Below are 16,181 nucleotides of genomic sequence, written 5' to 3'. Positions count from 1 at the left end.
CCTGCTCGATCAGGCCGCGCGGATCGCCGGCGGGTTGAGCCGGGCGAAGTCGGGCAGCCGGTGGTACGGGTAGTAGGGGTACGGGGGTGTGGTCGCGCTCGCGGCATCGAGGGCGGCCAAGTGCTCGGGGTCGAGTTGCCAGCCGACGGCGCCCAGATTCTGGCGTAACTGTTCCTCGTTGCGGGCGCCGATCAACACGGTGGCGACGGTGGGACGGGTGAGCAGCCAGTTCAGGGAGATCTGCGGGACGCTGCGGCCCGTTTCGGCGGCGATCCGATCGAGCACATCGACAACGTCGTAGAGCCGTTCATCGTCGACTGGTGGGCCTGCCTGCGCCGTCTCGTGCAGGCGGCTACCCGCTGGAAGCGGTTGTCCACGACGGACTTTGCCGGTGAGCCTGCCCCAGCCGAGCGGGCTCCAGATGATGGAACCGACGCCCTGGTCGGTGCCGAGGGGCATCAGTTCCCATTCGTAGTCGCGACCGACCAGCGAGTAGTAGACCTGATGTGCCACCGGCTTTTCCAGGCCGAGTGCCTCTGCGGTGGCGAGCGTTTTCATCAACTCCCAGCCGGCGAAGTTGGAGACGCCGAGGTAGCGGATCTTGCCTGCCCGCACGAGATCGTCCAGGGCCGTGAGGGTCTCCGCCAGTGGGGTGCCCGCATCGAAGGCGTGCAGCTGGAACAGGTCGAGGTAGTCGGTGCCGAGGCGGCGCAGCGAGGCGTCGACGGCACGGATCAACCTGGCGCGGCTCGAGCCCGCCTCGTGCGGGCCGGGGCCGGTGGGCAGGGCCGATTTCGTCGACAGCAGCACCTGCTCGCGCCTGCCCTTGATCGCCGCGCCGAGCACCTCCTCCGACGCGCCGTCGGAATAGACATCGGCCGTGTCGAACAGGGTGACACCGGCCTCCAGGCTGATGTCGATCAAGCGCCTGGCCTGCGCGGCATCGGTATCGCCCCATGCGCTGAACAGCGCACCACGGCCGCCGAAAGTACCTGCGCCGAAGCCGAGTGCCGGAACGAGAAGACCAGATGCGCCGAGCCGCCGGTATTCCATGAGAGCTCCTAAAGGGTCTATTGTTTCGTTAACACGACCGACAGTACACCCGATTCGCGCTAAATGAAACAGGAGTTCCGTTATGGATCACGACATCGCTTGGCCGGGCTCTGTTCGCCCTGGTGGGCGCACCGCCCGGGTACGCGAGTCCGTCCTGGAAGTGGCCGGTGATCTGCTCGCCGACCGGGGATTCGCGCAGCTCGACCTCACCGAGGTCGCCACCGGCGCCGGGGTCGGCAAAACCACCGTCTACCGCCGCTGGCGCACCCCGGCGGGCTTGGTCGCCGACCTGCTCGTCGACATGGCCGAACAGTCGCTGCCCCGCGCCGACACCGGCTCACTGCTCGACGACCTGACAGCCAATGCCCGGCTGGTCGCGAAGACCCTGGCCGACGGTCGCCAGAGCAACCTCTTCCGCGCCGTCATCGCCGCCGCCACCTGCGACGATGCCACCGCCGCCGCGCTGCACACCTTCTACGACACCCGCCTCAACGAGTGGGCACCGTGCGTGGAACAGGCCGTCATCCGTGGCGAGGCACCCGTCGGCACCGACCCGCGCGCCGTGCTCTCCGCCGTCTCCGCACCGCTCTACTACCGATTACTGGCCAGCGGCGATCCCATCGATGACGACATCGCCGATCGCTCGGCCAGAGCCGCCACCATCGCCACCGCCGCGGGAACGTTCGTCGTCACGCCCGGCGACGGCAGCGCGTGACCACCTGACGAGTTCGCCCGGGGTCTAAATCGACTCAGCGCCGGTATCGGAAGTCGCGTCAAGCCCGAGGATTCGACGCGACCGTCGCGGAGCGCCAAGCGGGGTCACGTCCGGTGAGGCCGAGCAATCGGTCGAATGCCGGTGCGTCGGCGGGAATCTCGACAACCGGGCCGAACAAGCCTGGCGTACCCGCGGGGTCGGTTTCGCGCAGGAACTCGTGCAGGATCGCCAGGTCAGCGGGGGTGACGGTCAGCTGCTGTCCCGTCGCGACGGCGAGGTCCCACGCGTGGATGGTGATCTCGTCGAGCGCGACGATCGCCATGACAGCGGCAGGCAGCTCGACCCCACCGGCCTCGGTATCGCCGTCCCATGCCTCGGCCACCCGCCACACCGACATCAATGTCTCGAGCTGCGCGGCGATGCGGGTGCGCCAGTCATCGGGCAGCGGGCTGTCGGAACCGGCCGGTGGCGGCGCGGACCGACCGACCGATTCCTTGGTCGCGGCCTGCCGGAAAGCCTCGGTGAGCCCGACCACATGGGCGAGCAGATCACGCACCGTGGACTCGGCACACGGCGTCGGGTCGGCGAGCTGATCATCGGTGATGCCGTCGACGATCGCGGCAAGCGACCGGGCGGCGGGTTCGAAATCGAACTGCGGTTGCATGAGCACTCCTCATCGGTGGCAGGTGGCTGCACTCATGAAGACGGCACCGTCGCCGGAAAGTCATCGGTGCGGGTTGCCGTGCGCACCGGATCGGCGCACGCTGGACAGCGCAGGACCCGATCAGCGTCCACATCACGTCCGAGGCTCGACGGATCGAGCAGGCCGACGAACGAGGAGCACCGATGATCGACCACGAACCCGCTCGCCCACTGGACGAAGTCCCCGAGGCCGATCGTGTCGAGCAGGAACAGTCCGCCTTCCGCGATGACGACCCCGACGATCCGGCCTACTTCGACGCCGCCGACTACACCGACGAGATGGCCGCACAGATCGCCCGAGACGCCGAAACCGCGAATCCGGCGGACGTGATCGAACAGGCCATCCCCGTTCCCTACGACGAGGGCGGCGAGGGGTTCACCGGCGCGGAGGACGCCTGACCGGCGATCTTCGCCCGCAGGCCCGCGTGCAGTTCACGCAGGCTGGAACGCTCGGTCGCGACCTCCAGCACCCGCAGTCCGTGCGCGTCGGCGACCAGTTCCAGAGCCAATTCGTCGGGATCGACCTGCCGGTGGGGGATGCGGTAGGCGGCGCACAGTGCGGCCAGATCCATGCCGTGCGGTGTGCCGAATACCCGCTCGAATACGCCCGCGTACTGCGGATCGCCCTGCTCGAGCAGTTCGAAGATGCCACCGCCGTCGTCGTTGGCGACGACGATCGTGAGGTTGTCCGGCCGTGGTTCGCCGCGCCCGATCAGCAGGCCGGACGCATCGTGCAGAAAGGTGAGGTCACCCATCAGCGCCACGGTGCGGCCCGGATGTGCCAGGGCGGCGCCAACGGCACCGGAGACGGTGCCGTCGATACCGGCGACACCACGGTTGGACAGCACCCGGATGCCCGGGCGCGGATGCGAGACCAGAGCGGCGTCGCGCACCGGGTTCGACGCGCCGAGCAGCAATTGATCGCCGTCTCGCAACGCGTCCATGACCACGGCCGCCACGTGCAGACCGGTCGCCTTCGGATGCCCGGCCAGCTCGGCCCGCACCACCGATTCGGCCTGTTGGTTCAGGTCCGAGCAGCGCGCCAGCCAGGCGGGACCGGGTGCGCCGGTGGTCACCGCACGAGTGCCGGTGCCGACGACATTGCCGGAGACATCGGGCCAGCGCGGACCGGTGGTGAGCGCGAACACGGTGACGTCCGGATCGGCCAGCACCCGCGAGACCTGCCGGTGCAGGGTCGGGCGGCCGGTGATGATCGCCTGGGTCGGCTTCAGCAGCGACAACGCGAGCGGATGCAGGGCGGGTCCGTGCATCGGCGCGGTGGGCTCGGCCACCGTCGGCAGCGCGGCGAGTTCGGGCAGCAGCCGCGCGCCGTGGCCGGAGATGACGACGGTGTCGGGCGTCAGGTCGATGTCGAGCGGCACGTCGAGAGTGGCGTACTGGGTTGCCGTCCACGGTCGTTCACCCTCGCGACCGACGGGCAGCGGATCGTCGGACAGCTCGGGGACCAGCGGTTCACGTAGCGGGATGTCGAACTGCACGGGACCCGCGTTGCCGGAGCGGGTTCCGCGCGCGGCGGCGAGCACCCGGCATACCGACGAGCGCCACACACTGTTCTGCCGCGGATAGGCCGACTCCCCCGCCTCTGCTTCGGCCAGCCCGAGGCTGATCGTGGCGCGCACCTGAGAGCCGAACAACCCGAGCTGTTCCACCGTCTGATTGGCGCCGGTGCCGAGCATCTCGTAGGGCCGGTTCGCGCTGACGACGATCAGCGGCACCCGCGCGTAGTTGGCCTCCAGCACCGCCGGACCCAGGTTCGCCACCGCGGTGCCGGAGGTCATCACGACCGGGACCGGCCGCCCCGACGACACCGCGAGACCGATCGCGAGAAATCCCGCGGTGCGCTCGTCGACGCGCATGTGCAGCCGAAGCTCCCCGGCCGCGTCCGCCGCCTGCAGCGCGAAGGCCAGTGGCGCGTTGCGCGATCCGGGACACAGCACCACCTCGCGGACGCCGCCGCGGACGAGCTCGTCGACGACCACTCGTGCCTGCGCAGTAGACGGATTCACAATCACAGCCTGTCAGACCGGCGCGCACCCGTCTGCCCCCGGCCCGCGTTGCCTACGTCACCGAGTGCGCGCGGCGCACCGGAATTCGGCCATACGACCAATTACCGCGGGGCCAAGGGCGAGATGAACAGCAATTCATAGACGAGGGCGGCCGATATTCATGAAATCGCAAAGAGAACAACAAAAGAGAGAAATCCGGCGACGAGCTACTGGCCCGCCGCCGGAATTTCCGCCAACCCGGCAAAAGGCTGGTCGAACGAATATTCAGCTCACTCCGCGGGCGCGGTGAGATCCTGGATGCCCGTGATGGACTCGATGATGTTGAGGACGGCGGACGTCGCGCTGTCGACCGCGGCGCTGCCCGACTCGAGCACACCCGAACCCGCGGACGAGCCGGTCAGCACGTCAGCCGAGCCGGTGGCGGCGTCGGCGGAGCCGGTGTCGGCGCCCGCGACGGCGACGGGACCGAGGAACATGACAGCGGCGGCAGCGGCAGCACCGGTGGCGGCGAGGGTCTTGCGAGAGATCATGTGAGCAAACTTCCTTTCGACCTGTGCATTGCAGTCATTCAAAACAATTCGTATTCCGAATCGCTTGATTGGCAACGTAACCGATGGGGCCGGGTGGTTGTCAATCGCGCAGATGACTCGCGCGCTCTTGTCGAATTCGTGGCAACCCGCAATTATCCTGGAGTTCACCCTGGCGGTAATGTTTCTCACACAGCCCGTCGTGGAATTTACCGCCGACCGGGAATCGATGTGTCCGCCGCCACCGCCTACCCCCGTTACGTGAGGGTGGTCACCTGCGAACGCGAAAAGGCCGGTGCGGTTCGGTTGCCCGAACTCGCACCGGCCTGGATCAAACGATCGCGGCGAGGGCTACCCCGCCGTACCGCTCAGCCCGCGTGCTTCTGCACCAGATCGCCCACGCGCGGCAGTGCCTCGATGACGTGCTTCTTGGCGGAGCCACGCATCGACGAATACACCTTCTTCAGTGCCGGCCGGGTGGACGATTCGGCGCGGGCGTCGGTGACGGCCAGCAGCGACTCGGCGACCTGATCGGACTTCGCGGCCAGCAGATCGGCGAAGGTGCCGGTGCCGGAGGCGGTGAATTCGGCCCAGTACGGCTGGAGCTGATCGAGCAGTTTCGGCGCCAGCGACGCGAGGCCGTCGGGAACGATGGTCGGGCTGATCTTCTTGACCGCCGCGTAGCCACCCTTCACGGCGAGGCCGGACGCACCACCTTTGTCCGAGACCTCGGCGTCGAGCACCTCGACGGCGTCAGCAAGGAAAGCCGGACGCTTGGCGTCGTCGAGCAGGGATTCAGACAGTGCTGCAACCACTTTCAGGTTCCTCCGGATCGGTTCGATGTACGAGCAGGCGCAACTATACGCATCGGGTGTTCAGAGTATGCGGCGACCGCTCGAGCTGCGGTGTTACGACCTTGTACCGAGCTGCCGGACAGTAGGGCAATAATCGTGTTCGTGACTTTCGATCCGAAGCTGTGGCAGCCCGTCCCCGGGTTCGAGGACCTGACCGACATCACCTACCACCGACATATCGGGCAGGGCACGGTGCGGGTCGCGTTCGACCGGCCCGAAGTGCGCAACGCGTTCCGCCCACACACCGTCGACGAGCTGTACCGCGCGCTCGATCACGCGCGGATGAGCCCCGATGTGGGCGCGGTGCTGCTCACCGGCAACGGTCCGAGCGAGAAGGACGGTGGCTGGGCGTTCTGTTCCGGCGGTGACCAGCGCATTCGCGGCCGCAACGGCTACCAGTACGCCGACGGCGAGACCGCTGACACCGTCGACGCGGCGCGCGCGGGCCGACTGCACATCCTCGAGGTGCAGCGGCTGATCCGCTTCATGCCCAAGGTGGTGATCGCTCTGGTCAACGGCTGGGCGGCGGGTGGCGGGCACAGCCTGCACGTGGTCTGCGATCTGACGCTCGCCTCGCGCGAGCACGCGCGGTTCAAGCAGACCGATGCCGACGTCGGCTCGTTCGACGGTGGTTACGGCAGCGCGTATCTGGCGAAGATGGTCGGCCAGAAGTTCGCCCGCGAGATCTTCTTCCTCGGCAGGCCGTACACGGCCGAGGAGATGCACCAGATGGGTGCGGTGAACAAGGTCGTCGACCATGACGAGCTGGAAAACGTCGCGCTCGAGTGGACCGCCGACATCAACGGCAAATCGCCGCAGGCGCAGCGCATGCTGAAGTACGCGTTCAACCTGCTCGACGATGGTCTGGTCGGTCAGCAGCTGTTCGCGGGCGAGGCGACCCGCCTGGCGTACATGACCGACGAAGCGGTCGAGGGCCGAGACTCGTTCCTGGAGAAGCGCAAGCCCGATTGGACGCCCTACCCCTGGTACTTCTGAGAACGGACACCCCATGGAGATTCTCAACAGCCGGATCATCGTGCGTCCCAGCGACTACGGGCGCACGCTGGCGTTCTACCGCGACGGCCTCGGCTTGGCGATCGCGCGGGAGTACCCCGGCGGCACGGTGTTCTTCGCCGGGCAGTCGCTGATCGAAGTCGCCGCGCACGGTGGCAGCGGACACTCCGGCAGCTTCGACGGCGCGATCTGGTTGCAGGTGCGCGATGTCGAGGACGCGGCGGCGGAGTTGTCGCTGAAGGGAATTGCGATCGAGCGCGCACCGGTGCTCGAACCGTGGGGTCTGTGGGAGATGTGGGTGCGAGATCCGGACGGGGTCGCGATCGTGCTGGTTCAGGTTCCCGCCGAACATCCGATCCGGCGGGATTCACGCTGGTCGCCGGAGTGAGCGAGCAGTGCCCGCGGCCGAGCCGAGTTGCCGATGGCGGCTCGGCCGCGCACGATAGCTGCGAGCAAGCGCCCGACCGACGCCGTCCGGAACGCAGTACGAGTGTCCACCTACTGAATCGCAGTCGCTATGTCTGGCTTTCCCGACCCGTTTCCCGGCAAACCGACCCGTTGGCCGGGTCTTGTCGGTCGCATGACACGATCGAAGCCGTGAGGGCGCGCGGCAAGCTGTTTCCGGAGGTGGTGGGGTGAGCAGAACCTTGCGGACGCTGCAGATGCCGACCGGTGCCGGGGTCAGCGAAGTGATGCCCCACCTGCGCCAAGCCCTCGACGGCAGCGGACCGGCGTGGCTACCGATCCCGACCACCGACCGGCGGGAGGCGCGCAGGCTTTCCGACGCGCTCAAGCCGGGCGATCCGATCGATGACGATGTCGCGCTGGTCGTGACGACCTCGGGCACCACCGGCATCCCCAAGGGCGCGCTGCTGGGCGCCGAGGCTCTGCGTGCCAGCGGCAATGCCACCCACGACCGCCTCGGCGGACCGGGTAGCTGGCTGCTGGCTCTGCCGACTCATCACATCGCCGGTATCCAGGTGTTGCTGCGCAGCATCCTCGCGGGCACCGAGCCGACCGTGCTCGACGTGTCGGGCGGGTTCCTGCCCGAGGCGCTGGCCGGGGCGGTCGGGGCGATGCGTGGACCGCGTCGCTACACCGCGCTGGTGCCGACGCAGCTGATCAAGTCGCTGGATTCGCCGGTGGCGGCCAAGGCGCTGGCCGGGCTGGACGGTGTCCTGGTCGGCGGTGCGGCCACGCCCGCGCCCGTCCTCGACCGGGCACGTGACCTCGGTATCACCGTGGTGCGGACGTACGGGATGAGCGAGACCTGCGGTGGGTGCGTCTACGAGGGCGTGCCGCTCGACGGTACCGAGGTGCGGATCGAGGACGGTCGCGTCATCCTCGGCGGCGCGATGATCGCGCACGGCTACCGCAATCTGCCCGACCATCCGGCCTTCGCCGAGCCCGGCTGGTTCCGGACCGAGGACGCAGGCTCCTTCGAAGACGGTGTGCTCTCGATTTCGGGGCGCCTCGACGAGGCGATCATGACCGGTGGGCTGCTGGTGATTCCGCAGGTGGTGGAGGCCGTGCTGGCCAACCACCCCGGTATCCGCGAATGCATCGTGCTCGGTCTGCCCGACGAGCGGCTGGGTCAGCGGGTCGCGGTCGCGATCGTGCCGACACCGGGTGCCGCGCCGACGCTGGACGAACTGCGTGCCCACGTGGTGGCCGAACTCGACTCGATCGCCGCACCGCGTGAGCTGGCCGTCCTGTCCGAAATCCCGCTCCGCGGCCCCGGCAAGCCCGACCGCACCGCCCTGCGCAAGCTCCTGCTGGCCGAGTAGCCGCACGACGACAGCGCCGTGCAAGGGGCGTGCAAGTCGGGGTGGGCACGGTAGTGCTCATGACTTACACACCCACTTCATCCCTCGCCGTCGAGGCGGACGGGCTGGTCAAGGTGTTCGGGAAACAGCGGGCGGTCGACGGCGTGAGCCTGGCGGTGCCGCGCGGCGCTGTGTACGGCGTGCTCGGACCGAACGGCGCGGGCAAGACCACGACCATCAAGATGCTGGCCACCCTGCTCCGCCCCGACGGCGGTAGCGCCCGGATCTTCGGCCGCGACGTGGTGGCCGAACCGAACGCGGTGCGCTCGCTGATCGGTGTCACCGGCCAGTACGCCTCGGTCGACGAGATGCTCAGCGCCACCGAGAACCTGATCATCTTCGCCCGGCTGCTCGGTCTGAGCCGCCCCGACGCCCGCCGCAAGGCCGTCGAACTGCTCGAGGAGTTCGACCTCACCGAGGCGGCGAACAAGCCGCTGAAGAACTTCTCCGGCGGCATGCGCAGGCGCCTCGACCTCGCCGCCAGCCTCATCTCCACCCCGCCCCTGCTGTTCCTCGACGAACCGACCACCGGCCTGGATCCGCGCACCCGCGCGCAGATGTGGGAAACCATCCGCAGGCTGGTCCGCGAGGGCGCGACGGTGCTGCTCACCACCCAGTACCTCGACGAGGCCGACCAGCTGGCCGACCGGATCGCGGTGATCGACCGCGGCAAGGTGATCGCCGACGGCACCGCCGACCAGCTCAAAGCCTCCATCGGCGGCGCATCGGTCCACCTCACGCTGGTCGATCCCGAGCAGCTCGACGAGGCCCGCCGCATCGTGGGCGACTTCCTCGACGTGAGCGCGCAGATCAGCCCCGAAGCGGGCAGGCTCACCGCGCCGCTGCCCGACCCGAATCTCACCGCCGACCTGCTGATCCGGTTGCGCGACTGGGAGATCGGGGTCTCCGAGATCACCGTCAGCAAGCCGACGCTGGACGAAGTCTTCCTCACCATCACCGGCCACCCGGCCGACGAATCCGACGACACCGAACGGAGCGCGGCATGACCGCAGTACTCACCGCTCCCGCGACCATCGACGACATCCCCCAGGCCAGCGACCGGATCGGCCTGCGCGACACGATTTCCACCTCGTTCACCATGGCCTATCGCGGCCTGCTCAAGATCAAACACAATCCCGAACAGCTCTTCGACGTGACGGTGCAGCCGATCCTGTTCACCGCTCTGTTCACCTATATCTTCGGCGGGGCGATCTCGGGCAGCGTGTCCGGCTATCTGCCGGTGCTCATCCCGGGCATCCTCGTGCAAACCGTGGTGCTGACGTCTGTGGTCACCGGTACGCAGTTGCGCGAGGACATGGACAAGGGCGTGTTCGACCGCTTCAAATCCCTGCCCATCGCCCGGGTTTCGGCGCTGGCAGGCGCGTTGCTGGCCGACATGGTGCGTTACGCCATCGCCTCGACACTGACCGTGCTGGTCGGGCTGTGCCTGGGCTACCGGCCGGGCGGCGGTCTGGTCGGCGTGGTCGCGGCCTGCCTGGTGGTCGTGGTGTGCTCGTTCGCGGTCAGCTGGATCTGGGCGCTGGTCGGTGTCACCGGTAAGAGCGCCGCGTCCGTGCAGGGCATCTCGATGATGGTGATGTTCCCGCTGACGTTCATGTCCGGCGCCTTCGCCCCGGTGAGCACCATGCCGGGCTGGATGCAGGCGCTCAACCACGCCAACCCGGTGTATTACATGGTCAATACCTGCCGGGAACTGATGAACGCCAACAGTTATGGCAGTGATCTCATCTGGTCGCTGGTCGGGTCGCTCGTGGTGATCGCGGTGTTCGCGCCGCTGGCGGTGCGGGCCTATATGCGCCGCGCTTGAACATCGATCTCCCGCAACGGCATCCGATCCACCGGGTCGGGTGCCGTTGTCGTGTCAGTGCAGTCCGGCGATGATCTCGATGATGCGCATCGCGGCGTCGAGACGACGCGTACCCGCCGCGCGGTGCAGCGCGGCATCCATCGCGGCATCGCCCACCGCGCTCCGATGCAGGGCGAGGTGGGCGACCAGTTCCGTCGACGGCCCGTCCTGTCTGGCCATCGATGTCTTTGCCAGAGTGAGCAGTTCGAGACCGTCGGTATGCCGGTTCTCGGTGGCGAGCAGGTAGGACCCGAGTGCGCACGCGACCGCGCCGATCTGCGGCAGGTCTATGTACTGCGCCAGCCGTTGATCGGCGGTCTCGATCACCTCGGTCACCAGGCCGGTGACAACGGACGCCCGGCCGTGCAGCACATGGGCGCTCACGGTGGCCGCCGCCACCATCAGCGAACCGGGACCGGGCGTCGGTTCGAAATCGGGCCACCCGAGCAGCTCCAACCCGCGCCGGTAATGGCGGAGTCCGGCGTCGATATCGCCCTCGGCGAGTTCGAGCTCGGCCAGGGCGGTAGCTGCGTTCGCCAGCCGGTGGTTGCGGCGAACGGTGGGGTCGTCGACCGGGCTGACGCCGGAATCATCCGGGCGCACAGCGAAGTCGAGTTCGGTGCGCGCCTGCTCGAGCCTGCCGCTGCCAACCAGGGCGGCGGCCAGGTAGCAGCGGCTCTCCATGATCTCCTCGTGCACGCGGAGCTTGCCCATCAGCTCCAGCGCACGGCGGTAGTACTCCACGGCGTCGTCATAATGCGCGGACTGGCCGGCCAGCTGGGCCAGGTGCTGGCACACCGTCGCCATGCCCCACACCTCCGCCTGGTCCATGTCGTCGAGGGCACGTAAGGAGTCGTGGGTCGAGCCCGCGACGTTGCCGCCGTTCTCCCAGAAGTTGGCGCGCGCTACCAGCGCCGCGATGCGGACTTGCCGATGGCGTGAGCGCGCGCCCCGGGCGAACAGCCTGCCCAACCGGAACTGCCTGGGCTGCACGGTGATCACCGCACCGAGGAAGAACAGGCCGGGATCCAGATCAGGGTGCGTCAGCAACCGCCGCGCGCGCGAGCGCACGATCGCCGTCGCGCGGACGCCACCGTCCTTGAGGAACAGCATGTGCAAGCAGGTCAGCAGATGCGCGATCATCTGCAGGTCGGCGGTCTCGCCCGTCGACGGTGGCGGCGGCACGAGGGCGACCAATCGCATTGCCCACCCGGTGAATTCCAGGTGCGCGCCGCGCATCACCCAGACCATCGCGACCACGGGAAAGACCGAATACGCGGTGTGTGGGTCGGCGCGATCGACGGCGGTACGCAGTACGGCGACCAGGTTGTCCAGGTCGGCCGTCACCGCGAGCACCGATGTCACCTGATCGCCGCCGCGGTAACCACGAAACGACTCCAGCGCGAATTCCCGCGCCCAGCAGAACATCCTGTCGAGCACGAGCGCGGATTCGGCGCCGTCGGTCACCGCGTCGACGGCGGCGATCTGCTCGACACCGAACTCACGGACCGTTTCGAGCATCCGATAGCGGATGCCAACGCCGTCCGGGTCGTCGAGGACGGTGAGCAGAGACTGGCCGACCAGCCCGTCGACCGCGGCGGCCACATCCGGGCCCGCCGCGACGACCTCGGCCGCGGACAGGGTGAACCCGGCCACGAAACGGCTCAGCCTGCGCAGGGTCACCTGTTGATCGGGGTCGAGGAGGTTCCAGCTCCAAGCGATCACCGCGTGCAGTGTGCGATGCCGGTGCGGCGCGGACCGATCACCGCTGCGCAACAGGGCGAAACGATGCTCGAGTCTGGTCTCGATCTCGGCGACGCTCATCGTGCGCACCCGGGCGGCGGCGAGCTCGATCGCCAGCGGGAGACCGTCGAGGGTGCGGCACAACCGGGCCACGGTGTCGGGGTCGAGCCGCACGTCAGGGCGCACTGCCCGGGCGCGAGCCGAGAACAGCTCGGTGGCGGGCGAACCGGCCGCATCGATCGCCAGAGGTGCGAGGGGATAGACGGATTCGGCGGTGATCGCCAGCGGCGAGCGGCTGGTGGTGAGCACGGTCAGCTGGGCGCAACTGCCGACGAGATCGGCGACCACCTCGGCCGCGGCATCGATCACGTGCTCGCAATTGTCCAGAATCAGCACCATCGGCCGCGCCGCGAGCGCCTCACGCAGCCGGGTTCTCGCGTCGATGTGGATGCCCTGTCGGACGGCACCCGGTTCACGAATCACCTCACCCAGGCCCATCACCTGCCCGATCGCGACCTCGATGCCGGTGCGCGATTCGGCACCCGCCTCCGATTCGGCTTGCACCGAGGCCAATTCGACGAGCACCACAGGCACCGAACGAGCCAGCCGTTCACCCACCGCGTTGGCGACCCGGGTCTTGCCCGTACCGCCGGGTCCGAGGACGGTGGTGACCCTCGAGCGATGCGCCAGATCGGCGATCGCGTCGAGATCTGCCGAGCGACCGAGCAATTCATTGGGTGCGGCACGCAGGCCGACAGCTGTGCGGTGGTTTGCCGCAGATCGGTCAGGCCTGCTGCCGTTCGCCGCTTCGGCGGGCAGCGTGTTCACCCGCTCCCGGCCGCCCACCTGCACGGTGGGTGACGCGCCGGTCCGTCGAGAGCCACCGTCACTGGTCGAGTTCGCCGCTGAGTCGACCGGATCCGCCTCGGCAACGGAATGCGACCGGGCGGCAACAGCCGAGTAGAGGTTTCCGGGCGTCGAGGCGCTCAGGTCGGCCTCAGCGTTGCGCTGTCGCGCGCGGGTTCCGGGAAGCTCGTCGCCACGAAGGATGGCGGTGTTGAGAGCCAGGAGGGTGGGGCCGGGGTCGGCGCCGAGTTCTTCGATCAGGCGCAGGCGGTACGTGGCGAAGACTTCGAGGGCTTCGTTGGTTCGGCCCGCGGTGGCGAGGAGGCGGATCAGGGTCGTGTGGGCGGATTCGTCCAAGGGATTGGTCGCGGCGGCTGCGCGGGCCAGCGGGATGGCCGCGGTGAAGTCGCGCTGGGTGGTGCGGGCGGTGAGCTCGATGTGATCGAGGTGGCGGCGGAGGTCGTCGGCGGCCGTGCGCAGGTCGTCGGCGGGGGCCGAATCGGGGAGATCGGCACCCGGTTCGCCACGCCAGAGGGTGCGGGCAAGGGCGATCGCGGCGAGGCTGTCGACGGTGTTGCCCGCGGCAAGGAGTTCGTCGGCTCGGCGGGCCAGCGTGGTGACGGCGGTGAGGTCGACGCTGTCGGCGGGCAAGGTCAGCCGGTAGCCCGCGGGGCCGATCTCCAGCGCGCCATCGGGCAGCATCGCCCGCAGTCGCGAGACCTGGGTGTGCAGCGCGTTCATCGGCGCGCGGGGTGGTTGTTCGCCCCACACCTCGTCGATCAGCGCTTGGGCGCCGCGCGCCCGGCCCGGATGCACCGCGAGAGCGGCGAGCAGCAGCCTGGCGCGGGCGCCGGGCAGCGCGATCATGGCGTCGTCGCGGCGGATCGCGATCACGCCGAGCACCCCCACTACAACGCGGGCGAGGGCCTCGGATGGCGGCCCCTCGGGGCCGCGGTGCTGTACAGACATGCCGCAAGTCATCGTAGGCGAGCACAGCGACAGCATCTCGGTTCGCGCCACGCGCACGACTCCGACACCACGGTCGACGTGTGCCGAGAAAATGTCCCCACCTCGGCTTAGGCGTACCTCCGCCTTCGCTCCGGCCATGCGCGAAAGAATGGCGAACGCTATCGCGCCTGCGCCCATTAGGCTCACGCACATGGGCAACTTCGAGGTGTCGCGGCACACTGTCATCGCGGCCGAACCGGCACGAATCCACGCACTGATCGACAACTTCCACCAGTGGCGGCTGTGGTCGCCATGGGAAGATACCGACCCGCAGCTCGCGCGTACCTACACCGGCCCCGAATCCGGCGTCGGCGCCCGCTACGCCTGGCGTGGCAACCGCAAAGCCGGTGCGGGCGTGATGGAGATCAAAGCCGACGCCGAACGCGAGATCGGGGTGGAGCTCACCTTCGAGAAGCCGTTCAAAGCCACCAATTTCGTCACCTTCACGCTCACTCCGGTCGTCGGTGGTACCGAGGTGACCTGGCAGATGACCGGCACCCACTCCGGTCTGATGGGCGTGCTCGGCAAGGTTTTCCCGATCGACAACCTCATCGGCAAGGACTTCGACAAGGGGCTGGCCAAGCTCAAGACGATCGCCGAATCCACCCCGGCCTGACACCGCGACCAAGCGCACCTCCGCCTCCCTCCGGCCGTGCGCGAGGGACTGACGAGCGCGGAGCGCCGGTGCCGGATTAGGCTTCGATCCATGGCTACAGCAGCGGAATGGATCGAGGGCGCCCGGCCGCGGACGTTGCCCAACGCGATCGCGCCGGTACTCGCGGGCACCGGCGCCGCCGCATCTGTCGACGGGGCCGTCTGGTGGAAAGCGATTCTGGCGCTGCTGGTTTCGCTGGCACTGATCGTCGGGGTGAATTACGCCAACGACTACTCCGACGGCATTCGCGGCACCGACGACGTGCGCGTCGGGCCGCTGCGGCTGGTCGGCTCGAAGCTGGCTTCCCCCAAGGCCGTTCGCACCGCCGCGGTGCTCAGCCTGGCGATCGGCGCGGTCGCCGGACTGGTGTTGGCCGTGACCACCGCGTGGTGGCTGGTGCTGATCGGAGCGCTGTGCCTGGCAGGCGCCTGGTTCTACACCGGCGGCAGCAAGCCCTACGGCTACAGCGGTTTCGGCGAGATCGCGGTGTTCGTGTTCTTCGGGTTGATCGCGGTGCTCGGTACCCAATACGTGCAGGCGCTGCGGGTCGACTGGGTCGGCCTGCTGCTCGCGATCGGTGTCGGCGCGTTCTCCAGCGCGGTGCTGGTGGCCAACAACCTGCGTGACATTCCCACCGACACCGAGTCCGGCAAGGTCACGCTCGCGGTGAAACTCGGCGACGCGCGCACCCGCACCCTGCACGTGGTGCTGCTCGCGGCGCCGTTCGTGATCAGCCTGGCGCTGATCGCGCGCACGCCGTGGGCGCTGGCCGGATTGCTCGCGTTACCGCTGGCGATCCGGGCCAACGCCCCCGTGCGCACCGGCAAGGGCGGGCTGGAACTGATTCCCGCCCTCCGCGATTCGGGGCTGGCGCTGCTGGCCTGGTCGGCGTTGAGCGCGCTGGCCGTCGGGCTCGTCGGCTAGTCGCCGTCGGGTACCAGAATGCCGAGCACCCAGTTGACCAACGTGATGATCAAGCCACCCCACAACGCCGCCCAGAAGCCGTCGACGCGAAGGCCGTAGTCGGTGATCTCGGTGATCTTGGCGGTGAGCCACAGCATCCCCGCGTTGACGACCAACAGGAACAGGCCGAGCGTGAGGATCACGAACGGCAGCGACAGGAGTTTCACGATCGGCTTGATCACGGCGTTGACCGCCGTGAACACGAGCGCGACGATGAGCAGGACCAGGGCCTTGCCCCAGTTGCCCCACTCCGATGACCACTCGGGCGGCACGTAGATATCGATCTTGTCGATCCACGCGGCCGCAGCCCAGATGGCTATGGCGTTGATGACCAACCGGATTGCTAGTTGCATAGACGCAATGCTAGGCCCGTAAACGGAC

Annotated in this window: 16 protein-coding genes; 9 read left to right on the top strand and 7 right to left on the bottom strand. The window is 68.3% G+C overall.

What is annotated here, in order from left to right; all coding sequences use genetic code 11:
• Positions 1–9: 9 nt before the first annotated feature.
• Positions 10–1,053 (bottom strand): aldo/keto reductase, encoded by a 1,044-nt coding sequence (locus tag ACFWPK_RS04845; RefSeq protein WP_378913223.1) that lies wholly within the window; start codon positions 1,051–1,053, stop codon positions 10–12.
• A gap of 82 nt (positions 1,054–1,135) precedes the next feature.
• On the opposite strand from ACFWPK_RS04845, the gene ACFWPK_RS04840 reads away from it, so the two are divergent.
• Positions 1,136–1,768: a TetR/AcrR family transcriptional regulator gene (locus ACFWPK_RS04840; protein WP_378913221.1), complete on the top strand. Its 633-nt coding sequence runs from the start codon at positions 1,136–1,138 to the stop codon at positions 1,766–1,768.
• A 58-nt stretch (positions 1,769–1,826) separates the two neighbouring features.
• On the opposite strand, the gene ACFWPK_RS04835 is transcribed toward ACFWPK_RS04840, so the two are convergent.
• Positions 1,827–2,432, bottom strand: coding sequence for a TIGR03086 family metal-binding protein (locus ACFWPK_RS04835; RefSeq protein WP_378913220.1), 606 nt, complete (start codon positions 2,430–2,432; stop codon positions 1,827–1,829).
• A 182-nt stretch (positions 2,433–2,614) separates the two neighbouring features.
• On the opposite strand from ACFWPK_RS04835, the gene ACFWPK_RS04830 reads away from it, so the two are divergent.
• Positions 2,615–2,869, top strand: coding sequence for a hypothetical protein (locus ACFWPK_RS04830; RefSeq protein WP_378913219.1), 255 nt, complete (start codon positions 2,615–2,617; stop codon positions 2,867–2,869).
• Here ACFWPK_RS04830 and menD read toward each other — a convergent pair.
• From menD to ACFWPK_RS04815, 3 genes are all read right to left on the bottom strand, one after another.
• Positions 2,824–4,497: a 2-succinyl-5-enolpyruvyl-6-hydroxy-3-cyclohexene-1-carboxylic-acid synthase gene (gene menD / locus ACFWPK_RS04825; protein ID WP_378913218.1), complete on the bottom strand. Its 1,674-nt coding sequence runs from the start codon at positions 4,495–4,497 to the stop codon at positions 2,824–2,826. The two genes, ACFWPK_RS04830 and menD, sit on opposite strands and share 46 nt — an antisense overlap.
• A gap of 269 nt (positions 4,498–4,766) precedes the next feature.
• Complete coding sequence (locus ACFWPK_RS04820) at positions 4,767–5,027, bottom strand: hypothetical protein (RefSeq protein ID WP_378913217.1); 261 nt, start codon at positions 5,025–5,027, stop codon at positions 4,767–4,769.
• 365 nt (positions 5,028–5,392) lie between these two features.
• On the bottom strand, positions 5,393–5,839 hold the full coding sequence (locus ACFWPK_RS04815; protein WP_067449837.1) for a DUF6918 family protein: 447 nt from the start codon (positions 5,837–5,839) through the stop codon (positions 5,393–5,395).
• A gap of 141 nt (positions 5,840–5,980) precedes the next feature.
• Between ACFWPK_RS04815 and ACFWPK_RS04810 the strand changes: the two genes are divergently transcribed.
• The 5 genes from ACFWPK_RS04810 (at position 5,981) to ACFWPK_RS04790 (ending at position 10,546) form a co-directional block, all read left to right on the top strand.
• Positions 5,981–6,874: a 1,4-dihydroxy-2-naphthoyl-CoA synthase gene (locus tag ACFWPK_RS04810; RefSeq protein ID WP_378913216.1), complete on the top strand. Its 894-nt coding sequence runs from the start codon at positions 5,981–5,983 to the stop codon at positions 6,872–6,874.
• A gap of 13 nt (positions 6,875–6,887) precedes the next feature.
• Positions 6,888–7,280, top strand: coding sequence for a VOC family protein (locus tag ACFWPK_RS04805; protein ID WP_378913215.1), 393 nt, complete (start codon positions 6,888–6,890; stop codon positions 7,278–7,280).
• Positions 7,281–7,554: 274 nt separating this feature from the next.
• On the top strand, positions 7,555–8,679 hold the full coding sequence (gene menE, locus ACFWPK_RS04800; RefSeq protein WP_378913469.1) for an o-succinylbenzoate--CoA ligase: 1,125 nt from the start codon (positions 7,555–7,557) through the stop codon (positions 8,677–8,679).
• Between the two features lie 59 nt (positions 8,680–8,738).
• A complete protein-coding gene (locus tag ACFWPK_RS04795) occupies positions 8,739–9,725 on the top strand; it encodes an ATP-binding cassette domain-containing protein (protein WP_378913214.1) in 987 nt (328 codons plus the stop codon).
• Positions 9,722–10,546 carry an ABC transporter permease gene (locus ACFWPK_RS04790; RefSeq protein ID WP_378913213.1) on the top strand — a complete coding sequence of 275 codons (825 nt, stop codon included), beginning with the start codon at positions 9,722–9,724 and terminating at the stop codon, positions 10,544–10,546. Before ACFWPK_RS04795 ends, ACFWPK_RS04790 begins: the two co-directional genes overlap by 4 nt.
• 54 nt (positions 10,547–10,600) lie before the next feature.
• On the opposite strand, the gene ACFWPK_RS04785 is transcribed toward ACFWPK_RS04790, so the two are convergent.
• Positions 10,601–14,143, bottom strand: coding sequence for a BTAD domain-containing putative transcriptional regulator (locus ACFWPK_RS04785; RefSeq protein ID WP_378913212.1), 3,543 nt, complete (start codon positions 14,141–14,143; stop codon positions 10,601–10,603).
• Positions 14,144–14,333: 190 nt separating this feature from the next.
• Between ACFWPK_RS04785 and ACFWPK_RS04780 the strand changes: the two genes are divergently transcribed.
• Together ACFWPK_RS04780 and ACFWPK_RS04775 are read left to right on the top strand one after the other, a co-directional pair.
• On the top strand, positions 14,334–14,798 hold the full coding sequence (locus ACFWPK_RS04780) for an SRPBCC family protein (RefSeq protein WP_378913211.1): 465 nt from the start codon (positions 14,334–14,336) through the stop codon (positions 14,796–14,798).
• Positions 14,799–14,888: 90 nt separating this feature from the next.
• Positions 14,889–15,761, top strand: a complete 873-nt coding sequence (locus tag ACFWPK_RS04775) for a 1,4-dihydroxy-2-naphthoate polyprenyltransferase (RefSeq protein WP_378913210.1) — start codon at positions 14,889–14,891, stop codon at positions 15,759–15,761.
• Here the strand turns inward: ACFWPK_RS04775 and ACFWPK_RS04770 are convergent.
• Positions 15,758–16,153, bottom strand: coding sequence for a phage holin family protein (locus ACFWPK_RS04770; protein ID WP_378913209.1), 396 nt, complete (start codon positions 16,151–16,153; stop codon positions 15,758–15,760). The two genes, ACFWPK_RS04775 and ACFWPK_RS04770, sit on opposite strands and share 4 nt — an antisense overlap.
• Positions 16,154–16,181 lie beyond the last annotated feature (28 nt).

Origin of the sequence: Nocardia sp. NPDC058519, assembly GCF_042719755.1 — a bacterium.
Lineage (GTDB): Bacteria > Actinomycetota > Actinomycetes > Mycobacteriales > Mycobacteriaceae > Nocardia.
This window is presented reverse-complemented; position numbering and strand designations above follow the sequence as displayed.

Excerpts from the sequence above, each read along its gene's own strand:
- ACFWPK_RS04785 (WP_378913212.1), bottom strand. The coding sequence starts at position 14,143 with ATGTCTGTACAGCACCGCGGCCCCGAGGGGCCGCCATCCGAGGCCCTC.
- ACFWPK_RS04770 (WP_378913209.1), bottom strand. The coding sequence starts at position 16,153 with ATGCAACTAGCAATCCGGTTGGTCATCAACGCCATAGCCATCTGGGCT.
- ACFWPK_RS04835 (WP_378913220.1), bottom strand. The coding sequence starts at position 2,432 with ATGCAACCGCAGTTCGATTTCGAACCCGCCGCCCGGTCGCTTGCCGCG.
- ACFWPK_RS04820 (WP_378913217.1), bottom strand. The coding sequence starts at position 5,027 with ATGATCTCTCGCAAGACCCTCGCCGCCACCGGTGCTGCCGCTGCCGCC.
- ACFWPK_RS04775 (WP_378913210.1), top strand. The coding sequence starts at position 14,889 with ATGGCTACAGCAGCGGAATGGATCGAGGGCGCCCGGCCGCGGACGTTG.
- ACFWPK_RS04840 (WP_378913221.1), top strand. The coding sequence starts at position 1,136 with ATGGATCACGACATCGCTTGGCCGGGCTCTGTTCGCCCTGGTGGGCGC.
- ACFWPK_RS04830 (WP_378913219.1), top strand. The coding sequence starts at position 2,615 with ATGATCGACCACGAACCCGCTCGCCCACTGGACGAAGTCCCCGAGGCC.
- ACFWPK_RS04795 (WP_378913214.1), top strand. The coding sequence starts at position 8,739 with ATGACTTACACACCCACTTCATCCCTCGCCGTCGAGGCGGACGGGCTG.
- ACFWPK_RS04805 (WP_378913215.1), top strand. The coding sequence starts at position 6,888 with ATGGAGATTCTCAACAGCCGGATCATCGTGCGTCCCAGCGACTACGGG.
- ACFWPK_RS04790 (WP_378913213.1), top strand. The coding sequence starts at position 9,722 with ATGACCGCAGTACTCACCGCTCCCGCGACCATCGACGACATCCCCCAG.
- ACFWPK_RS04780 (WP_378913211.1), top strand. The coding sequence starts at position 14,334 with ATGGGCAACTTCGAGGTGTCGCGGCACACTGTCATCGCGGCCGAACCG.
- menE (WP_378913469.1), top strand. The coding sequence starts at position 7,555 with ATGCCGACCGGTGCCGGGGTCAGCGAAGTGATGCCCCACCTGCGCCAA.
- ACFWPK_RS04845 (WP_378913223.1), bottom strand. The coding sequence starts at position 1,053 with ATGGAATACCGGCGGCTCGGCGCATCTGGTCTTCTCGTTCCGGCACTC.